The 19,807-nt window shown below is 55.0% G+C and carries 17 protein-coding genes; 6 read left to right on the top strand and 11 right to left on the bottom strand.

The features are described from left to right. Positions 1-22: 22 nt before the first annotated feature. From SLIT_RS15530 to SLIT_RS15800, 3 genes are read right to left on the bottom strand one after another with little or no spacing between them, the layout of a single operon-like run. A complete protein-coding gene (locus tag SLIT_RS15530) occupies positions 23-1,597 on the bottom strand; it encodes a cytochrome c3 family protein (protein ID WP_013029004.1) in 1,575 nt (524 codons plus the stop codon). A 42-nt stretch (positions 1,598-1,639) separates the two neighbouring features. Next, entirely contained in the window at positions 1,640-3,241 is a 1,602-nt protein-coding gene (locus tag SLIT_RS04350) for a cytochrome c (RefSeq protein WP_013029005.1), read from the bottom strand. Then, the gene (locus SLIT_RS15800; protein WP_150102936.1) at positions 3,231-3,767 is read right to left on the bottom strand and encodes a hypothetical protein; all 537 of its coding nucleotides are present in this window, start codon (positions 3,765-3,767) and stop codon (positions 3,231-3,233) included. Before SLIT_RS15800 ends, SLIT_RS04350 begins: the two co-directional genes overlap by 11 nt. Positions 3,768-3,830: 63 nt before the next feature. Here SLIT_RS15800 and SLIT_RS15805 point away from each other — a divergent pair, with 63 nt between their 5' ends. Both SLIT_RS15805 and SLIT_RS04360 read left to right on the top strand, forming a co-directional pair. Then, complete coding sequence (locus SLIT_RS15805; protein WP_150102937.1) at positions 3,831-4,115, top strand: hypothetical protein; 285 nt, start codon at positions 3,831-3,833, stop codon at positions 4,113-4,115. 450 nt (positions 4,116-4,565) lie between these two features. Then, complete coding sequence (locus tag SLIT_RS04360) at positions 4,566-5,186, top strand: cation efflux transmembrane domain-containing protein (RefSeq protein WP_013029007.1); 621 nt, start codon at positions 4,566-4,568, stop codon at positions 5,184-5,186. A gap of 627 nt (positions 5,187-5,813) precedes the next feature. Here the strand turns inward: SLIT_RS04360 and SLIT_RS15080 are convergent. The 7 genes from SLIT_RS15080 to SLIT_RS04390 form a co-directional block, all read right to left on the bottom strand. Beyond that, complete coding sequence (locus SLIT_RS15080) at positions 5,814-6,602, bottom strand: hypothetical protein (protein WP_013029008.1); 789 nt, start codon at positions 6,600-6,602, stop codon at positions 5,814-5,816. A 156-nt stretch (positions 6,603-6,758) separates the two neighbouring features. Next, entirely contained in the window at positions 6,759-7,277 is a 519-nt protein-coding gene (locus SLIT_RS04370) for a bacteriohemerythrin (RefSeq protein ID WP_013029009.1), read from the bottom strand. Positions 7,278-7,552: 275 nt separating this feature from the next. Continuing rightward, positions 7,553-8,284 (bottom strand): J domain-containing protein, encoded by a 732-nt coding sequence (locus SLIT_RS04375; protein WP_013029010.1) that lies wholly within the window; start codon positions 8,282-8,284, stop codon positions 7,553-7,555. 593 nt (positions 8,285-8,877) lie between these two features. Then, positions 8,878-9,045 (bottom strand): hypothetical protein, encoded by a 168-nt coding sequence (locus SLIT_RS16045; protein ID WP_013029011.1) that lies wholly within the window; start codon positions 9,043-9,045, stop codon positions 8,878-8,880. Positions 9,046-9,272: 227 nt separating this feature from the next. Beyond that, complete coding sequence (locus SLIT_RS04380) at positions 9,273-9,668, bottom strand: bacteriohemerythrin (protein WP_013029012.1); 396 nt, start codon at positions 9,666-9,668, stop codon at positions 9,273-9,275. Continuing rightward, positions 9,665-10,525 carry an SIR2 family protein gene (locus SLIT_RS04385; RefSeq protein ID WP_013029013.1) on the bottom strand — a complete coding sequence of 287 codons (861 nt, stop codon included), beginning with the start codon at positions 10,523-10,525 and terminating at the stop codon, positions 9,665-9,667. Before SLIT_RS04385 ends, SLIT_RS04380 begins: the two co-directional genes overlap by 4 nt. Positions 10,526-10,688: 163 nt before the next feature. Continuing rightward, on the bottom strand, positions 10,689-11,453 hold the full coding sequence (locus SLIT_RS04390) for a 3',5'-cyclic-nucleotide phosphodiesterase (protein WP_013029014.1): 765 nt from the start codon (positions 11,451-11,453) through the stop codon (positions 10,689-10,691). 185 nt (positions 11,454-11,638) lie between these two features. On the opposite strand from SLIT_RS04390, the gene SLIT_RS15085 reads away from it, so the two are divergent. Further along, a complete protein-coding gene (locus SLIT_RS15085) occupies positions 11,639-14,422 on the top strand; it encodes a PAS domain S-box protein (protein WP_013029015.1) in 2,784 nt (927 codons plus the stop codon). 65 nt (positions 14,423-14,487) lie between these two features. Here SLIT_RS15085 and SLIT_RS04400 read toward each other — a convergent pair whose 3' ends face one another. Then, positions 14,488-15,303 (bottom strand): NAD(+)--dinitrogen-reductase ADP-D-ribosyltransferase, encoded by an 816-nt coding sequence (locus tag SLIT_RS04400; RefSeq protein ID WP_041420771.1) that lies wholly within the window; start codon positions 15,301-15,303, stop codon positions 14,488-14,490. A gap of 299 nt (positions 15,304-15,602) precedes the next feature. Here SLIT_RS04400 and nifH point away from each other — a divergent pair, with 299 nt between their 5' ends. From nifH to nifK, 3 genes are all read left to right on the top strand, one after another. After that, a complete protein-coding gene (gene nifH / locus SLIT_RS04405; RefSeq protein WP_013029017.1) occupies positions 15,603-16,481 on the top strand; it encodes a nitrogenase iron protein in 879 nt (292 codons plus the stop codon). A gap of 105 nt (positions 16,482-16,586) precedes the next feature. Beyond that, the gene (gene nifD / locus SLIT_RS04410; RefSeq protein WP_013029018.1) at positions 16,587-18,062 is read left to right on the top strand and encodes a nitrogenase molybdenum-iron protein alpha chain; all 1,476 of its coding nucleotides are present in this window, start codon (positions 16,587-16,589) and stop codon (positions 18,060-18,062) included. Between the two features lie 82 nt (positions 18,063-18,144). Further along, positions 18,145-19,713, top strand: a complete 1,569-nt coding sequence (gene nifK / locus SLIT_RS04415) for a nitrogenase molybdenum-iron protein subunit beta (protein WP_013029019.1) — start codon at positions 18,145-18,147, stop codon at positions 19,711-19,713. The last annotated feature ends 94 nt before the right edge of the window (positions 19,714-19,807 follow it).

A 19,807-nucleotide genomic window follows, 5' to 3' on the forward strand; every position in this document is an offset into this window, starting at 1 on the left:
GTGCGGCCATCCTTCCTGAGGATCAGTTATCCCAGGACGTGTAGTTCAGCCTGTGGCAAGCAGTGCAGTCCTGGCTTGTGGTAGAGCGTTGGTGATTTCCCAGCGTCACCCTCTGTATATTTCCGAGATAGGCCGGCGCACTCGTGTCGTGGCAGGACTTGCAGATCGGCGAGACCTGGGCATGCAAGGTGGCTCCCGTTGCGACAGTGCCGGTGGCAAGATGGCACATTGCGCACGGCACTCCCGCGTTGAAGGGGATATGGTTAGCCGGCTCCGCTCCCAGTGCAGTTGTCCAGCTGGTGTAGTTGGGGGGCGTGTGGCAGGCAGTGCAGTCCTGGTTGGTAGTCGATCCCTGATGGCTACCCAGGGTTACCTTCGTTATGTTGCCCAGATAAGCCGGCGCACTCGTATCGTGGCAAGTCTTGCAGATCGGCGAGACCTGGGCATGCAAGGTGGCTCCCGTTGCGACAGTGCCAGATGCGAGATGGCACGTGGTGCACGGAGCTCCCGCATTGACGGGGATATGGTTGGCCGGCATTGTTCCCAGAGCTGTTGTCCAGCTCGTGTAATTGGGCGGTGTGTGGCAGGCAGTGCAGTCCTGAATGGCAGTCGAGCCCTGATGGTTGCCCAGTGTCACTTTCGTCATGTTTCCCAGATAGGCGGGCGAGTTCGTATCGTGACAAGTCTTGCAAGTTGGCGTGACCTGCGCATGCAGGGCGGCTCCGGTGATCCAGGTGGTTGGCGTCGGGTGGCAAGTGGCGCATGTCACTCCCGGATTAAACGGAATGTGATTGGCCGGCATGGCACCCATCGCACCCAGCCAGCTGACGGTGGTCGTGTGGCAGGTGATGCAGTCGTTGGTTGTCGCGACATGCCCGGCATTCTTTCCGGGCGCGTTGGAACCGTCGTGACAGCCCATGCAGACCCCTGCTGGAGACGGCCTGTCGTGAATGAATGGAGCCGGGGTCCAGGTGTAAACGGTGTGGCACTCGTCGCAATTGAAGACATTCCTGTCCAGATAGGGCGTTGTTTGATGGTTCGCCGGTTTATAAAACTGGTTGGAGCCCTGCACGTGGCAGCCGGCGCTGGCGCAGGTATGGGGCGCCACACCGACATGGTTGAAACCGGCCGGATGCCAGACATATGACCGGTGGCAGTTATCGCAGGAACCGGTCAGCTTCAATCCTGAATTATGGTCTGCCGGACGGCCAGTCGTTATTCGCCCGTTATGGCAGGTCGCGCATTGTCCCGGCTTCGCTTCCCCATGGTTATACCGTGCTCCGAGGAACGTATATGTGTTGAAGTGGCAGGAATCGCAGGGTGCGTCGGTCACGATGTGCGTGGTGGGCTTAGGTGTCGCTACAACCCGCTTTCCCAGCGCATGACACGCGGAACAGTCCTTCGGCGTACCCTTGAACACGCCGCCGATGTGGCAACTTTCGCAGGCTGTCGTGGCGTGGGCGCCTTTTAGCTGGAATCCGGTGGCATCGTGGTTGAACTTTCGGCTGACCGACGGCTTGGCTGCCATCGCGTGCAATGAAAACACCATCAACATCAAGGCAAACGCAGAGCACAGTGCTTGTCCAGGTCGTTGCATGATCCACCTCCATCAATTTCGGTTATTTCAAAAACCTCCCGATCATTCATCGCGCGTGTTTAACACGCCGACTCTTATCTCTTTCCAATCGTTGCCTATGTGGCAACGCTCACAATGTTCGCCGAAGCTGCCGTTATGCACGTCGTCCTTGTCGTGACAGCTGTCGCAAGCAGTGGGTGCAACCACTTTCTTTTCCATCGGTGCGGAGTGGCAGACGTAACATTTGCCTGCAATTTCCTTGTGCGGTCCATCGAGCTTGAAACTGGTCTTGTCGTGGTCGAAATCCCAGGCCTTCCAGTCGCGCGCGTTGTGGCAGGTCTCGCATTCCGTCCCCAGCTTGCGCTTGTGCACATCGTCCTTGGTGTGGCACGACCGGCAATCCGTCTTGACCCCCTTGAACATTGGCGTGGCATGGCATTTCTTGCACGCCACCAGCAAGTGACGCCCGAGCAGCGGGAAAGTCGACATCAAGCTGTGGTCGAAAGTGGTCTTCGTCCACGCAATCTCGCTATGACAAGATTCGCATTTATCTCCCTCCTGGCCTTTGTGCTTGTCGTCCTTTTTGTGGCATGCGTCGCATTTGGCGGGCAATTTCTGCTTGTACAGGTCGCCCGTATGGCAACTCACGCATTTCGTCTGTCTGTGTTTTCCCAGTAGCGGGTATTTGGTTTCCTTGTCGTGATCGAAAATAATTTCCTTCCAGTTGCGTACGGTGTGACAGGATTCGCACTTCGTTCCGAATTTGCCCTTGTGCGCCTTGATTCCCTCTTTTCTGTGGCACGCGTTGCACAGCGTCGGTGTTTTCTTGAACTTGTCGTTGCTGTGGCATTTTTCGCACTTCACGTCCCGGTGTTTGCCCAGTAGCGGGAATTTGGTCTTGTCGTGATCGAAGCGGATTTCCTTCCAGCTCTTTTCGATGTGACACGATTCGCATTTCGGCCCCAATTTTCCCTTGTGCTTGTCGTTCTTCTTGTGACATGAGTTGCATGATGTCGGCGTCTCCTTGAACTTGTCGTTGTTGTGGCATTTTTCGCACTTCACGTCCCGGTGTTTGCCCAGTAGCGGAAACCTGGTCTTGTCGTGGTCGAACTGGATGTCTTTCCAGCTCTTGTCGATGTGACATGATTCGCATTTGGATCCCAATTTTCCTTTGTGTTTGTCATCCTTCTTGTGGCACGCGTCGCAACTGGTGGGCGCATCCCGGTATTTCTTTCCCGCCTTGTGGCAGCCGGTACATTTCACTTTCGGGTTGAGGTGGGCCCCCTTCAGCGGATAGTCGGTTTGGTCGTGATCGAACTTGCCACGGTCAAACTCGGCAATCTTTGCATCGCGACCCTTATGATCCGTATGGCATTCCCTGCACTGTTTCGAGGGGTCCAACCGTCCGTGATAACCGCGTTTTTCGTCCAGATCCTTGTGTATCTCCTTGTGGCAATCGGCACACAGTGCCGACTGGGCTGCCTTGTCGAATTTCTTGTGGCACTTCTCGCAATCATCTTCCAGCTTCGCATGGCCTTCGATGACGTTGCCCGGCATCACCATAATGTCCGCTTGTGTTTTCATGGGCAGCGCCATCAGGGCGCTGCCCAGGACGATCGAGCGCAGGATCGCCGTTATCTGGTACATCCCGACTTCAATAGGCATGTACCGCGTAAACATGGTAGAGCGCACTGAATACCATCATGTAAACCAGCGGAATGTGGAAGATGTGCCACCACGAAAACATGCGCTCGTAGGTTCCGAATTGCGCCACATTCCGCATTGCCTTGAGATAGGACTCGATTGATTCTCGATAATCGTGCACTTTTTTTTCCATGTCCGCGCGTTGCGCCTCGCTGTAGTGTTGGGTCTTGGCCTGAGTCCGCAGAATGTGGCGCACTTCCCTGGATAAAGACCAGGACAGCTTCCTTGCCTGGAAACCGATGGCGACGAAGTTGGCAATCCTGATTTTCGGCTGCTTGGCGTAATTTTCCGCGCGCGCACGAAAGTCCTCCAGCGCCATCTCTACCTCCGGCGCAAATACGAACAGGTATTTCACGTTTTCGGACTGGTCCAGTTCGGCACGTATTTCGTTCACGGTGGCCAGGTGTCCATACAGTCCGTGGTGAATCTTGGTGTAGAAGAAACGGCCGAACGTTCCGCTGGCGGATACGATCAGCATGCTGAGCATGGCTACTGCTGCATTCGGCGAGCCGTTGGGATGAAAGTACGGGATATAGACGTGGTACGTGGAATGAAAAATGATGGTCAAGGGACCAAGGATCCCCAATACCATATGCCACCGGAACCAGATTGGGAGTGGGCCCCAATTGTGGAAATACCTGACGCGCTTGCGCAACGGATAGAGCAACAATACCAGCATCATGATGCCTCCAGCCAAACCCAGGTTATAACCCGTATCGAACATACGCTCGCCTGGTTTGAAAAGCGTTTGCGGGTACAACACAAAATAGCCTGCAAACGTGATCAGACCCACAATGGCGATGAACACCAGCCACGGATCAACCCTGTGCTTTGAATATGTATTTTCCATTTTTCAGAAGCTCGAGGCTCGCACCTGTTATTGATGCCCGTGCCTGCTATCGGCGTATTGCCCCTGTGGTATACGATCGCGCGCAATGGTTCCCTGAAAATATTTTCCAGCCTGTCGGCGACAAGTACTCGCCAAGGGTGCAGTTGTTGATATTGCCGTGATGCTGCGACAAAGGTGGAGTCAAGACAATAAGTGATCTACCTGATTGACAGTGATAAACAGGAAAATCAACATCATGGACTATATGGGTTGTTGCAGGAGTCTTCGTTGCGAAATGCGGGATTTCACGTATGTTTTTCAATGCGGTTCTTCAGGGAGATTTTGCTCTGAGTCAATTGGGCCAATTGCCAACTGGAACGGCGACATGCAATCGTTTCAGGCGCATCGTTACGTTCGTGAAAAGGCCGAGAACTATTTGATATATCGGGAATGGCAATGGCCGATTGTTGCAACGATAAATCATGCGAGATCGACGCACTCCGTGGCCGTCAAAGCGCAACGCTGAAGATCGTGCTCGCTATCAATGCCGTCATGTTCATCGTCGAACTCACGGCAGGACTGCTCGGACACTCTGTCTCGCTGGTGGCGGATTCGCTGGACATGCTGGGTGACGCCCTGGTGTACGGGTTCAGCCTGTATGTTGTGGCGCGCGGCGCTGCCATGAAAGCCAGGTCAGCCTTGTTCAAGGGAATCATCATGGCGGGCTTCGGGTTGTTTGTTCTGGGACAGGCAGCCTACCGGATCGCCATTCCGCAAGTTCCTGTGTTTGAAACTATCGGCGTGATCGGTTTGCTGGCACTTGCTGCGAATGGAGTGTGTTTCTATCTGCTCTGGCGGCATCGTGCGGATGACATCAACATGAGTTCTGTCTGGCTGTGCTCGCGCAACGACATCATTGCAAACATCTCGGTATTGTTTGCCGCCGCTGGCGTGTGGCTCGCCCATGCCGGATGGCCGGATATTTTGGTCGGACTGGCGCTGGCAGTACTCTTTTTGCGCTCGGCAATGCATGTGCTGGAACAGGCCATCAAGGAACTTCGAACCGCTAATGGCTAGCTTGAACCAAATCGCCAGGCTCGGATAGTCGGCAGGGTCTCGCTCGAACTCCAGCCGAAGTTTTGTTATCGCGCAGGTGTACGTGACCGTCCCGAATCGAACCGATTTCAGCCTGGCTATATTCTCGACCGGCAAATTTTCCTGAATCGGTTGCAAGCAAATAACAATTTGACAGTCATGGCTTTATAAGCCTAAAGTGATCATGGTTTTTTAACCCGGCACGTATCTACTATCGCCTGCGTGCTGTTTCAACTTCATTCAACTTGTTTTGGAGGCTTCCATGATTGCTTTGCCACTCGTATTTGTTATGTCGCCATTTATCTTGTTGGTATTCATGATTCTTTTCGCTGGAAAAGCAAATTAATTGATCTTCGGCTTACTTTAACCCGACAAACATATCTGGGCAGCTTGGCCACGGCCAAGCTTTTTTTTGGGGGGGCCAGAATATCCTGTTGCGTGGCTGTTATTCCTGTTCGATGCATGCCAGTTGATATTTGCTGATGCTGGCGTCCGGAATGCACTCAACTTCAGGCCTTCGATCCGCATTGCAATATTCTGTTCTGATCAAACTTGAGTGCCCTTCTCGATTCAAAGCAGGCAATCGTTGTTTGGCAACTATCCGATTTGTCAGATCGGGCCGGTTAGGTAGAGACCGACCAGCCAGTCTGGGCTGGATGTCGACAGGCCCTTTGAGAGTTTTGCTGAAATCGATCTGGCTTCGTTGAACCCGTGCATGACATCAATGGCCACGTCGCGACGTCCTTCGATCCCCGGCCCCATGCTTTGTGCCACGTTCAAGGTCAATCCGGCTCTGGACCTCTCGTCGATCGTCTGTGCCATGCCAACAGAGCCGTAAGCTATGTTGTTGAAGGTATATCCGACGGGCACCCCGACCACTTTATAACCGATCGATGTATACAAGGTGCTGGTGGCATACGCATAGAACATATCGATCTGCGCGGCATAATCGTTCTTGCCGGTACCCAATGACTTATTCTCGTTCGCGGTACCGAATTTCACACTGCCGACGAGATTCAGCGTCAGTTGTTCTTGCCCGTAGAGGTTGTATCCGGCTGTCGCAATCACGTCGCCCAGCCCGGATTGAGTCATGGTCGGGCTGCTGGTCGCAGTATTTGTCATCCTCCCGCTACCGCGACTGGCACCGCCAACCCCGGGTATCACCCCGCCGCCGCTGGTGACGCTGATGTATGGAACCGTGAGGCTGACGGCATATCGGGTGGTGGCATACCTGAGCATGAAGGGCAGATACAGGATGTCGGTTGAGGTCGCACCGCCGTATTTTCCGCTGCTGTATTCGGCGCCCCCGCTGATGGTCCATCCATCTTGCGCAGGGTATTGGTCTGCAGCGGCAGAAGGGAGAGAGACAAATGCCAACAGTAGCAACAATCGTTTCATAGCTTATCGACCTCGGGATTGGACAAGTCAGACGCGACCTGAATACGGCAGGTACGAGCCTGTTCGCTAATTAGATCGCAGATATCAACAATATTCCACTTTCATAGCTCAGGCCGTCGTCTGGGTCGATGTCTGGTGAGCGCTAACTTGGCATACTTACCAGAGTTTCATTCGCCACCAGCGGCCAGTTTTCTCGACCATTTCCTTGAATGCCGCAGTCGCTTCCTGTTCCCAGGCTACCATCGAAAACCCTGTTTTTCGCAACGATGAACTATATTTCTTGTCGCTGCCTTTTATGTGTTCCTTGAGCCATAACTTGAGGAAGTTCAGTAATTCAAAATGGATCGGCTTTTCTTCGACCAAGTATTTCCTGGTCAATTGATCCAGCCGTTCCAGCAACTTTTTGTGCTCCAGTTTGTGCGCTTCGAAATCCTCATAGCCTGCTTGCTGCATCAGTCTTTCTTCAAGCGAAAAATGTGTCTTTGTATAGCCAATCAAATCATCCAGGATGATGGCGATCTCTCTGTCGGCCTGTCGTTTGGATACGGCGATGAACAAGTGGTTGAGGATGCTGACCAATTCCTGATGCTGATTGTCGATGGTTTTTATATCGACGCTGTAGTCGGGCGACCATTTGAAAAACACTTCTTCATTTGATATGGCTAGTTCGGACATCGCAACCTCCCTAAGTTATTGTTCAACAACGTATTGACTCACTTGTCATGCGACTTCTCATATTTCCTTGCAAATGATATGTGTTAAATATATGTTAAATCTAGCCGATGCCACACATATTAACAATATGCCAAATGGCCTATATCTCAAGTGATAACCTGGCCGAATTCATTCGGCAATCCCATGAAACAAGGAGATGGGGGTATATGTGGTTTGTCTGGTTATTTCTGAGTAGATTGCTGGGGAACTTGGTGGAGGGAGTGGTCAGACAGTCTCTATTTTTTCCAGACCACTTCATCATTGACTACGTACGGTTCGCAACCGCCGGGTCGACTTTGCAATTGCTGCGTCACGAATTGATTCGAGCCGAATATCGTGGAAAAAGAGCCATTCTGGCAAATCACAAAAGCGCGTGGACTGCTATGCGCAAGAAACTCCCTGTAGTGTTGACGTCCAACTCCGTCTATAAACGGAACGGCATCTACGTCGTCGATTTCCACATCGCCACCAGCAGCCCTGTTTTCAATATTGCCCGACACAAGCGGTTGTTGCGGGGCGGATTCGCTGGTTTGAATAACGACAGCTGGTTCAACATAGGTGGCTGGTGTCGCAGCAGTTGCGGTTGGAGTATTGCTGTCATGAGGAACAAGTGAATATGGGGTGCCGGCATTTGACTTGTTGACGTGCTGGAACGCAAAAAAGACAGCAGCGGCGATGGCGATCAGGAACAGGAATCTTGTGGGCCAGGATCTGTCGGTATAAGCGTCCGAATAATATATGAGGGAATTGTCACGGGCTATTTGCCGTTTCAGGCTCTGGTCATACTTGTCGCGTTGTCCCCGATCCGAAAGAACCAGGTATGCGTGCTGCACCAGCTTGAGGTCGTTTTGAGATTCCTGGTCTGCGGCATTCTGAAGTATTTTTTTTTGCGTCAGATAGGCCGCATCAATTCGTTCCGACGAAGCATTGTTATCCACGCGCAGAATGTCATATAGAGTCTTTTTCATTTTTCAACCAGTGATAGCCAGCAATTGGAGGAGAGGGTGCAAATTTGTTGTTGTACAGTAAATCAATTTTGCTGTTCGACTTCCGAATCGGAAGTGAAGACATAAACTCGATGTGGGCAATCATGCTCCAGTAATTCGCCGTCTTCAATCTGTAAAAGTATCTAGACCGGTATCTATATCTTTCGGATCTTTTGTATCTATATCTTTTTCATTTCAGTTGTGAAATGAACGGAAACGCTGAATGATCCTGGTTCGTGGATCGAGGCAGACACAGGGTTTGGCATGAATTCGATATGAGTTTCCTGAAGAGCCAGAGCGAGCTCAGCGATCGCCGTTTTTCAGAAAATGCGACTCGCATGGCAAGGTGTTGCAGGCGGGAATGCTCTTCAAATACAAGAGACACACGACGATCTCATCCCTTCTTTCCTTGATCATGTGCATGCAGTTCGCACAGCTTGGCGCAGGTGGCGTTTTGTGTTCATTCAACAATCGATTTTTCATATTGGTATCAATACTCCTCGAGTTGTGAATCAAATGCGTGCCCGGGTTCCTGCAGTGCATGCCGCACAAAAGAATCAACTACAGTTGCGTGGCTATGAAAATGTAAGGTTGTCCAGCTGGATGCTCTTCTGCCAGCCCATGTCGCGAAGCAGCGAGCGCACTCGCTTGCGGTAATCATCCATTGCGATCTCGGAACTGATCAGCTGGAAATTCAACGACAGGATTTGTTCCCGGAAAAAGGCTAACTTGTTGCCCATCATGATCGCTCCTTAACTGAAGTCGTGTGGATTGCGCGAAATTGTCGAATGGCACGATAGCGAGGTTGGCTTAACTGACGCTTAAGGCATCACGGGGGCAGGTTTCGATGTGCATCGGAATGGGCTGAGTGTACAGTCCAGGGCCGCATGCCTGCGCAACCTGGCGGGCAGTTTGGGTGCGGATCGGCTGTCTTTGTTGTTGCCGCTGCTATCCGTTGCGGGCAAGCAGGCTAGGGTTTCTTCAGATGCATCCCCAGTGCAGTGTCCATCATCGCCAGATGTGTGTCGAACCACTCCGGCAACCCTTCCTTCACATAGGCGCGCACCAGCGGCAATCGCCCACGCTTGAGGCTGCGGTTGAGTTGTTGCAGTTCGCCCAGCACGCGGTGGTGTTCGCTTTCATGCACACCCAGTCCCTGATATCTGGATTCACGCATCAGCTTGCCTTCAGCGATGAAGTGCTCGCGGGTGTGGGCGACCAGCGTCTGGAACAATGCCGGGAACTCTGCATCGCTGGCAGAGATGAGTGCGGCCACCTGGGTGATGAAGTCGCGATGTACGCCGTCGATCTCAGCCATGCCCAGTGTGTGGCGCGCATCATCCCATTTTGCCTGATGCTTGCTCATGCCGCCGCGAGGCTGCCGTTCCAGTTTTGCGCGGCGGTGAGGAATTCGGCGATATCGGCATTGACGATTTCGATGCCCATCTTGCCAAGGTAGCGCTTCTCCTTGTCGGTCGGGTGCGGGATCAGCGCCCAGCCCGCGGGTTTGTCCGCGCCGAAGATGATATCGGAGAACACCATGCGGTCGGTGTCGCGGTTCAGGCGCATGCCGAGCAGCAAGTAGCGTTTGTTCTGGCGCAGACGTTTGACGAAGGAAGGGATGGCGAAGCCGCCCATCAGTTCGGTGATGTAATCGACGAAATCGGCATCCGAGGCGATGTAGTTCGATTCCGGCAACGGTGTGCCCAGCGGCTTGAACAGGATGGGCAGGCTGGTATCCACGGCTTCCTGTTCGATGGCGGAATAACTCGTGCCGTCGTATTTGAATATCTTGAAGCGATACTCCTTGCCGGCCAGGCGCGCGATGCCGACGATCAAGGTGTGTGGCGTGGATGCATACTGTTTCTGCAGTTGCGTATCGCGATTGGCGTCGATGAGGTAGGGCAGCTTCTGCTGTGCCAGCCAGGCGTGCAACGCGGAAGTGCTCCACTGCGTATCGCGATAGGTGGCGTCGAGGAATTTGTTGACCGCGCTGCGGCCGCGCTTCAGTTCCACGTTCATCGCCGCACGCGGAAATTCGAACATCAGCTTGGGGGCCATCGGTTGACCGTTGTTCATGGCGATGATCAGGCTGTCGCTGTCTGCCGGGATGGCCTTGCCGGTGGCCGGATCGATCACGCCGTCAAGTGCGCCCGCGCCTAGATAAGGGACGACGCTGCCGTCGGACAGGCCGCTAAAGATGTTTTCAAATGTTGTGCTCATGCGATGACTCCTCTTGGTGATTGTTGAGCAGATCATTCGCAATAAACGGGCCAGCGTGCTTTTCCAGCAATGGCGCGGGTTACCGCGGTAAGGGTGTTGGAGCAAATGCGACAAAATGGAAATTCATGTCGCACAAGGGTATGGGGGTAGGGCGTTTATGCGCTTAAAGTTCGAACACGTGCCCGCGCTGCAGCATCTGCGGCTTGAATTCGCCAGCTGCCTGCAGCACTTCGCGCATGGTCGCTTGCTCGTGTCCGACTTCCATGTGCACGATGAACAGCTCCACTGGCCGCTGCAGCAGACGCCGTCCCTGTGCCAGCAGCTCCGCCGTATTGTGGCCCGAGCGCTGCGCACCGGCGGCATTGTCGTTGCGGAAGGTGTTTTCGATCAGCAGATATCTCAGGTTGTCGATGCGGTTCAGCTCCTGCCAGAAATCCGCGCAGAAGGTGGTGTCGGCGCTATATACCCAGCTTGCCGTGCCGTTGTCGACCCGGTAGGCGATACAGGGGACAGAATGGCTGGCGGGCAGTGCCGTGATGCGCCGTCCGTCCAGTTCCGCAGTCTCGCCCAGCCGGATCGGGTGAAAACGGATATAGGGGAGTTCCGGCGCTGGCAGCATGGTGTAATCCGGCCATAACTGGTTGTTGAACATGTGTTGCCTGAGCGTGGCTATGGTCTCCGGCAGGGCGTATACGGACAGCGGCGTCTTGCGGAAACTTCCCGCCGCATCGGCCAGCATCGGCAGGAAAGCGCAGTGGTCCAGATGCGAGTGGGTGAGGAACACGGCATCGATGGCGATGGCCTGTTCCAGGCGCAGGTCGCCTGCGCCTGAACCCGCGTCGATCAGGATGTCTTCATCCACCATATAGCAGGTGGTGCGCAGGTCGCCCGTGATGCTGCCGTTGCAACCCAGGGTAGTGATTCGCATGGCGCCCTCCCATTCGGTTCGGATATTAGGCGATACGCTATACAGCCTACAAGCCCTGCGATTGAAGCAATGCGGCGGCCATAAATTTTGCTTGTGGCAAATAACCATGTTTGCCACAATGCAAAAGAACGACCGCATCCCTCAATTAGAGTCGACACTACAAGAACAGATTTCACCTGGCCAAAATGGACAGCCAACTCAACAAGCAAGTTCAGGATATCGTTGACTCGATTCCGGCAGCCACTTTCATCAAGGATGCAGGTGGGCGGATCGTTTATATGAACCATGCCTGCGAAGAGCAATGGGGCATAACGTTTGATGTGCTTGGTGGTACCGATGGCAGCCAGTTCTTTCCTCCCGAGCAAATCGAAAGGTTCCGGGAAAAAGATCGCGAAGTGATCGCGGGCGGCAAGCAGATCGAGTATGAGGCGCCGTTCTGGAATGCGAAACTCAAGGAGAATCGTATCGGCTTCTTCATCAAGAACCCGACTTTCGATGCTGAAGGCAAACTTCTATTCCTGGTCTGCATCACCTTTGATGTCACCGAAGACAAGAAGGCGGCGGCGGCATTGCGCCTGCAGAGCCAGATTGTGGAAAATGCCGTTGAGGGAATCGTGCTGATCAAGGCAAGTGACAGCACGATCCAGTACACCAACCGGCAGTTTGAAACGCTGTTCGGCTATGCCCCGGGCGAATTGATCGGCAAGCATATTTCGATCATCAACGCGCCTGGCAACAAATCCCAGATGGAAACTGCGCAGGAGATCAACCGGCAACTGGAAAAGGAGGGAGTGTGGAGCGGCGAAGTCTTCAACCGCAGGAAGGATGGTACGACGATCAACACCTTCCTGAATGCTTCCTCGTTTCAGCACCCGGAACTTGGAGATCTGTGGATTGGCTACCAGCGGGATATCACCAAACGCAAGTTGACGGAAGCGGTGATGCTCGAAAAGGAGTCCCAATACCGGGCCGCGATCGACACGGCCGCAGATGGTTTCTGGCTGGTAGACATGCAGGGGCGATTGCTCGAAGTGAATGATGCATATGCGCGATTGTCAGGATACAGCCGGGAAGAGCTGATCGGGATGTCCATTCCGGAGCTTGACGCGATCGACAACAGCGAGCTCGTCAGGGCTCGCATCGAGGAGATCATACGCAACGGAGGCTATCTTGAGTTCGATACCATGCATAAAAGGAAGGACGGCAGCCTCTGGCCCGTGCATATTTCCACTACCTATTCGTCTGTTTCGGGCGGTCGCTGTTTCGTTTTTTCCACCGATCTTACCGAACAAAAGAGGGCTGAGGAATCGTTGCGGCTTGCTGCCATGGTGTACGAGAACAGCAGCGAAGCGATCCTCGTCACCGATGCCGACAACCTGATCATCGCGGTCAATCCGGCCTTCGAACAGATGACAGGATACGCCGCGGCAGAAGTGCTTGGAAAGAATCCGCGCATATTCAAGTCCGGCCGGCATGACCGGGCTTTCTATCATTCCATGTGGCTTGCCCTGGACACCGAGGGTTACTGGCATGGCGAGGTGTGGGACAAGCGCAAGAACGGCGAAGAGTACATCAAGCTGCTGACCATCAACGTCATCAGGGATGACGATGGCGCGATCTATCGCCATGTCGCCCTGTTCACCGACATCACCGAACGCAAGAAGGTCGAAGAGCTGATCTGGAGGCAGGCCAATTACGATTCGCTCACCAAACTGCCCAATCGCCAGATGTTCCATGACCGGCTGGAACAGGAAGCCAAGAAAGCGCATCGCGCCGGTCTGTCGATGGCATTGTTGCTGATCGATCTCGACCGATTCAAGGAGGTGAACGACACCCTCGGGCATGACAAGGGCGACATCCTGCTGATCGAGGCGGCGCGGCGGATCAGTGCCTGTGTGCGAGAGTCGGATACGGTCGCCCGGTTGGGCGGTGACGAATTCATTGTCATCCTGTCGGAACTGGAGGATATGGCAAGCATTGATCGCGTCGCGCAGGACATCCTCGGTTCCCTGGCTGAGCCCTTCAAGCTCGACGCCGAGCCGGCTTATATTTCCGCCAGTATCGGCATATCGCTGTATCCGAACGATGCGACCGAACTGGATGTCCTGTTCAAGCATGCCGACCAGGCGATGTATGTCGCCAAGTACGCAGGGCGCAACCGGTTCAACTACTTTACGAAAGATATGCAGGAAGCTGCGCAAGCGCGCATGCACCTTGCCAACGATCTGCGCATCGCTGTAGCGGCCGGCCAGTTCCGTGTGTATTACCAACCCATCGTGGAGATGTCCAGCGGCCAAATATACAAGGCGGAAGCATTGATACGCTGGCAGCATCCTGTGCGCGGCATGGTCAGTCCGGCAGAATTCATCCCGTTGGCGGAAGAGACCGGGCTGATCGTCCCGATCGGTGAGTGGGTGTTCAGGCAGGCCGTGCAGCAGGTCGTGCAATGGCGCAGAAAGTTTCACCGGTCGTTCCAGATCAGCGTCAACAAGTCGCCGGTACAGTTCCGTCATGCCGAGTCTCTTTCGTGGCCCGAGTATCTTGAACAGCAGCACGTAAGTGGTGACAGTATCATCGTGGAGATCACCGAGGGGTTGCTGCTGGATGCGGAGGTCGAGGTTAACAAGAAGCTGCTGCGGTTCCGCGATGCAGGCATCCAGGTGGCGATCGACGACTTCGGTACAGGATATTCGTCGCTTTCCTACCTCAAGGAATTCGACATCGACTACCTTAAGATCGACCAGTCCTTCGTACGCAACCTCGGACCGGGAACAAGCGATCTCGCGCTTTGCGAAGCCATTATTGTGATGGCGCACAAACTGGGATTCAAGGTGATCGCAGAGGGTGTGGAAACGAGTACGCAGCACGAGTTGCTGGCTGCCGCAGGATGCGATTATGGACAGGGATATCTGTACTCCAGGCCGCTACCGCCGGAAGAGTTCGAGCGGCAGCTGGCTGGCAAGCTCTAAGATCTTCATCATCTGCACATGCCCAAGGATATGCATCAGGCCGGGTTATCGGCTCAAAGGGTAAATCAGTACGCCGCAATGCTAACTTCATACAAGCCGCCAATCACCGTGTACTCGTCTTCGCCCTGCAGCATTCCCGGTAGCAACCTCGTATAGCAGAACACTTTGGCCAGCGGCACTTGCGCAGTGAGCAGGTAGTCGCCGAACTCGTCGGCGCGTTCGCGGTTGGCGGTGAACGAGCTCAGGCTGTTGAACAGTACCACGCGGTGCTTGTCGTCCAGTGTGGCCAGCGTCTCATGGTCGTCCACGCGGTTCACGCCGCGATATAACGTGAGGTGGGTCTCGCCTGGATGTAGTCGCGTCAGTTCGTGCTGGCAGTAGGTGTAGAGCAAGTCGAACTGCGATTCCAGCGCGTTCGTTCCATAGAGCGCAGTTGCGCGCATCTCCAGATAGCGGCGGTAAGCTTCGCCCGACAGGTCGCGTATCTGGCCGCCGTGATGTCTTGGCAACAAGCCGAAACGCGATTCCACCCAGCCTTTCAGTGCCGCACCCTCCCGACCGTCCGCATCGAAGCTCCAGCCGCGCACCATGCGCAGGTAGTCGGCTTTTTCTCGCTTGTGTGTCGCTTTCGCGGTGTAACCCGCCTGTTCCGGTTCGTCGAGGTAGAACGAGGCGTTCATGTGCATGATGAAGGCGTTGGCTCTTTCCTTGGCATCGTTGATCTTGTCCAGCAGATTGAACAGGCCGCGATGGAATTGGGCGACGCCGTCGAGTTCGAGCGCGACGGGGGAGCGCTGGAAGGTGAGGCCGCCGAGGATGTCTGCAGGCAGGTTGCAGCGGTTGATCGGCAGGCGCGCCGTGCGTGGCAGGACGACGGACATGACGCTGTCCTTTCCGTCTCCCTCACCCCCGTCCCCCCTCTCCCCGGGGGCGATGGGTACGGTATGTCCTCGCTGCGCGAGGTCCTTTTGATTGCCTGACGGGGTTGTAGCCCCTGCTACAAAGGCATCGGTTTTGTTGGGTTCCACATCCGTCAATGCATTTTGTGTCGAATTGGTTTTCTCTTGCATTACATGCGGTTAGGCGTATCGGTGAGGGGTGGCACGGAGCTTGCGAAGTATTGGGTGCGAGCGACAGTTTTCAATCGCATATTAAATTCTGAAACTCTAAGGAGACTAACATGGCTCTGCGTCAATGCGCAATTTACGGGAAGGGCGGTATCGGAAAATCGACTACCACCCAGAACCTGGTAGCTGCTCTTGCTGAATCCGGTAAGAAGGTAATGATCGTCGGCTGCGATCCCAAGGCGGACTCGACCCGTTTGATTCTGCACTCGAAGGCACAAAACTCCGTGATGGAACTGGCTGCCGAAGCCGGTAGCGTCGAGGATCTGGAACTGGAAGACGTACTGTCCGTCGGTTTTGGCGGCATCAAGTGCGTTGAATCCGGTGGTCCTGAGCCCGGCGTTGGTTGTGCCGGCCGCGGCGTGATCACCGCCATCAACTTCCTCGAAGAAGAAGGCGCGTATGACGAAGCACTCGACTTCGTGTTCTACGACGTGCTGGGTGACGTGGTGTGCGGAGGTTTCGCGATGCCGATCCGCGAAAACAAGGCGCAGGAGATCTACATCGTTTGCTCCGGCGAAATGATGGCGATGTATGCCGCCAACAACATCGCCAAGGGCATCGTGAAATATGCGAACTCCGGCAGCGTGCGTCTGGCCGGCCTGATCTGCAACAGCCGCAACACCGACCGTGAAGATGAGCTCATCATGGCACTGGCTGCAAAGCTCGGTTCGCAAATGATCCACTTCATCCCGCGCGACAACGCTGTGCAGCACGCCGAGATCCGCCGTATGACCGTGATCGAATACGACCCTACGCACAAGCAAGCTGACGAATATCGCGCCCTGGCGAAAAAGATCGTGGAGAACAAGAAGTTCGTCATCCCGTCTCCTATCACCATGGACGAACTGGAAGCGTTGCTGATGGAATTCGGCATCATGGAAGCAGAAGACGAATCCATCATCGGCAAGAAAGCGGCTGAACTGGCTGCCTGATAAAGGTCTTGAGCGCGACGGGTCGTTAGTGTGCGGCCCGTCAACCTTAGCAAATCGAAACTCTGACAGACTCCACATATTGGTGGGTCATTTAAGGAGAATGAAATGACAGCATTAACACGCGAAGAAACCGAAGCCCTCATTCAAGAGGTGCTTGAAGTCTATCCCGAGAAAGCCAAGAAAGACCGCGAGAAGCACCTGGCGGTCAACGATCAATCCATCGAACAGTCCAAGAAGTGCATCACCTCCAACCGCAAATCGCTGCCTGGCGTGATGACCATTCGCGGTTGCGCATACGCCGGTTCCAAGGGCGTGGTGTGGGGCCCGATCAAGGACATGATCCACATTTCCCACGGCCCGGTCGGCTGCGGTCAATATTCCCGCGCCGGTCGCCGTAACTACTACGTCGGCACCACCGGCGTGAACACCTTCGGCACGATGAACTTTACTTCCGATTTCCAGGAAAAGGACATCGTGTTTGGCGGTGACAAGAAGCTGGCCAAACTGATCGGCGAGATCGAGCAGCTGTTCCCGCTGAACAAGGGTATCTCCGTGCAATCCGAGTGCCCGATCGGTCTGATCGGCGACGACATCGAAGCGGTATCCAAGAAAGCGGCCAAAGAGATCGACAAGCCTGTCGTTCCCGTGCGCTGCGAAGGTTTCCGCGGCGTGTCGCAATCGCTCGGCCACCACATCGCCAACGACGCGATCCGCGACTGGGTCCTGCCGCGCCGCGAAGGCAAGGCATTCGAAGGCACACCGTATGACGTGGCCGTGATCGGCGACTACAACATCGGCGGCGACGCCTGGTCTTCCCGCATCCTGCTGGAGGAAATGGGTCTGCGCGTGGTTGCGCAATGGTCCGGCGACGGCACCATCGCCGAGATGGAAAAGACACCTTACGTCAAGGTCAACCTCATCCACTGCTACCGTTCGATGAACTACATCGCGCGCCATATGGAAGAGAAGTACAACATCCCCTGGATGGAATACAACTTCTTCGGCCCGACCAAGGTTGCCGAAAGCTTGCGCGCAATCGCCGCCAAGTTCGACGACAAGATCAAGGAAGGTGCCGAGCGCGTCATCGCCAAGTACCAGCCGCTGATGCAAGCCGTCATCGACAAGTACAAGCCGCGCCTGCAGGGCAAGCGCGTCATGCTGTACGTCGGCGGTCTGCGTCCGCGTCACGTGATCGGCGCCTATGAAGACCTGGGCATGGAAGTGGTCGGTACCGGTTACGAGTTCGGTCACAACGACGACTACGACCGCACCATCAAGGATATGGGCAACGCCACCCTGCTGTACGACGATGTCACCGGCTTCGAGTTCGAGGAGTTCGTGAAGAAGGTCAAGCCTGACCTGGTCGGTTCCGGCATCAAGGAAAAGTTCATCTTCCAGAAGATGGGCGTGCCTTTCCGCCAGATGCACAGCTGGGACTATTCCGGCCCGTACCACGGCTATGACGGCTTCGCCATCTTCGCCCGCGACATGGACATGACCTTGAACAACCCGTGCTGGGGCAAGATGACCGCACCGTGGCTGAAGAAGGATGAGTCCGCCGCCGAGAAGAAGGCAGCGTAAGTAACAAGGGGGCGGCCCCGGTCGCCCATCTATCAATCTGTGCCGGCATCTGCATATGGGCAGTGCGGCTAAGGAGATAAAAATGCAACAAGCTGATGACATCAAACCCTGTTATCCATTGTTCCGTCAGGACGAATACAAGGAATCGATAGGCAACAAACAGACGCAATTCGAAGAGCGTCACGAAGCGGACAAGATCCAGGACACGTTCACCTGGACCACCACGATGGAATACCGCGAGCTGAACTTCAAGCGCGAAGCGTTGACCGTGAATCCGGCCAAGGCCTGCCAGCCGCTGGGCGCGGTGCTGTGCGCGCTGGGCTTCGAGAAGACCATGCCGTATGTGCACGGTTCGCAAGGTTGCGTGGCCTATTTCCGTACCTACTTCAACCGTCATTTCCGCGAACCGGTGTCCTGCGTATCCGACTCCATGACTGAAGACGCAGCCGTGTTCGGCGGTCAGAAGAACATGATCGACGGTCTGGAGAACTGCCGCGCCATCTACAAGCCGGACGTCATCGCGGTATCGACGACCTGCATGGCCGAAGTGATCGGTGACGACCTGAACGCCTTCATCCGCAACACGAAAAAAGCGGGCAACATCCCCGACGACTATCCTGTTCCGTTCGCGCACACCCCGTCGTTCGTGGGTTCGCACGTGACGGGTTGGGACAACATGTTCGAAGGCATCATGAGTTACTTCACCCGTAACAGCATGGAAGACAAGGTTCCAGGCAAGAACGGCAAGATCAACATCGTTCCCGGCTTCGAGACCTACCTCGGCAACTTCCGCGTGCTGCACCGCATGCTGGACGAAATGGGCGTTGCGCACACCATGCTGAGCGACCCGACCGAAGTGCTGGATACCCCGGCTGACGGCCAGTTCCGCATGTACGCGGGCGGCACGACCCAGGACGAGATCAAGGATGCACCGAACGCGATCACGACCTTCCTGATGCAACCGCTGCAACTGGACAAGACCAAGAAGTACATCGACCAGATCTGGAAACATGAAGTGCCGAAGGTCAACATCCCGATGGGCCTGGAGTGGACAGACGAATGGCTGATGAAGGTGTCCGAAGTGACCGGCAAACCGATCCCTGCATCGCTGGTAAAGGAGCGCGGCCGTTTCGTGGATATGATGACCGACAGCCACACCTGGTTGCACGGCAAGAAGATCAGCCTGTACGGCGATCCAGACTTCACCATCGGCATGACCAAGTTCCTGACTGAGCTCGGCATCGAACCGCTGCACGTGCTGTGCAACAACGGCAGCAAGCGTTGGGAAAAAGCCATCCGTAAAGTGCTGGAAGAGACTCCATACGGCAAGAGCACCCAGGTGTTCGCGGGTGCCGACCTGTGGCACTTCCGTTCGCTGGTGCTGACCGAGAAGCCCGACTTCATGATCGGCAACAGCTACGGCAAGTTCATCCAGCGCGACACGCTGCACAAGGGCAAGGAGTTCGAGGTTCCGTTGATCCGTATCGGCTTCCCGATCTTCGATCGTCACCACCTGCATCGTTCCACCACGCTGGGTTATGAAGGTGCCATGCAGATGCTCACTACGCTGACCAACGCAGTGCTGGAGCGTCTGGACGAGGAAACTCGCGGCATGGGAACGACGGACTACAACCACGACCTGGTACGTTAAGGCAGGATTTGGGAATTGGGAATTGGGAATTGGGAATTGGGAATTGGGGGCAGCCGAACTGCCCAATCAAAAATCCTAAATCCTAAATCCCAAT

The organism is Sideroxydans lithotrophicus ES-1 (assembly GCF_000025705.1).
Classification (GTDB): domain Bacteria; phylum Pseudomonadota; class Gammaproteobacteria; order Burkholderiales; family Gallionellaceae; genus Sideroxyarcus; species Sideroxyarcus lithotrophicus.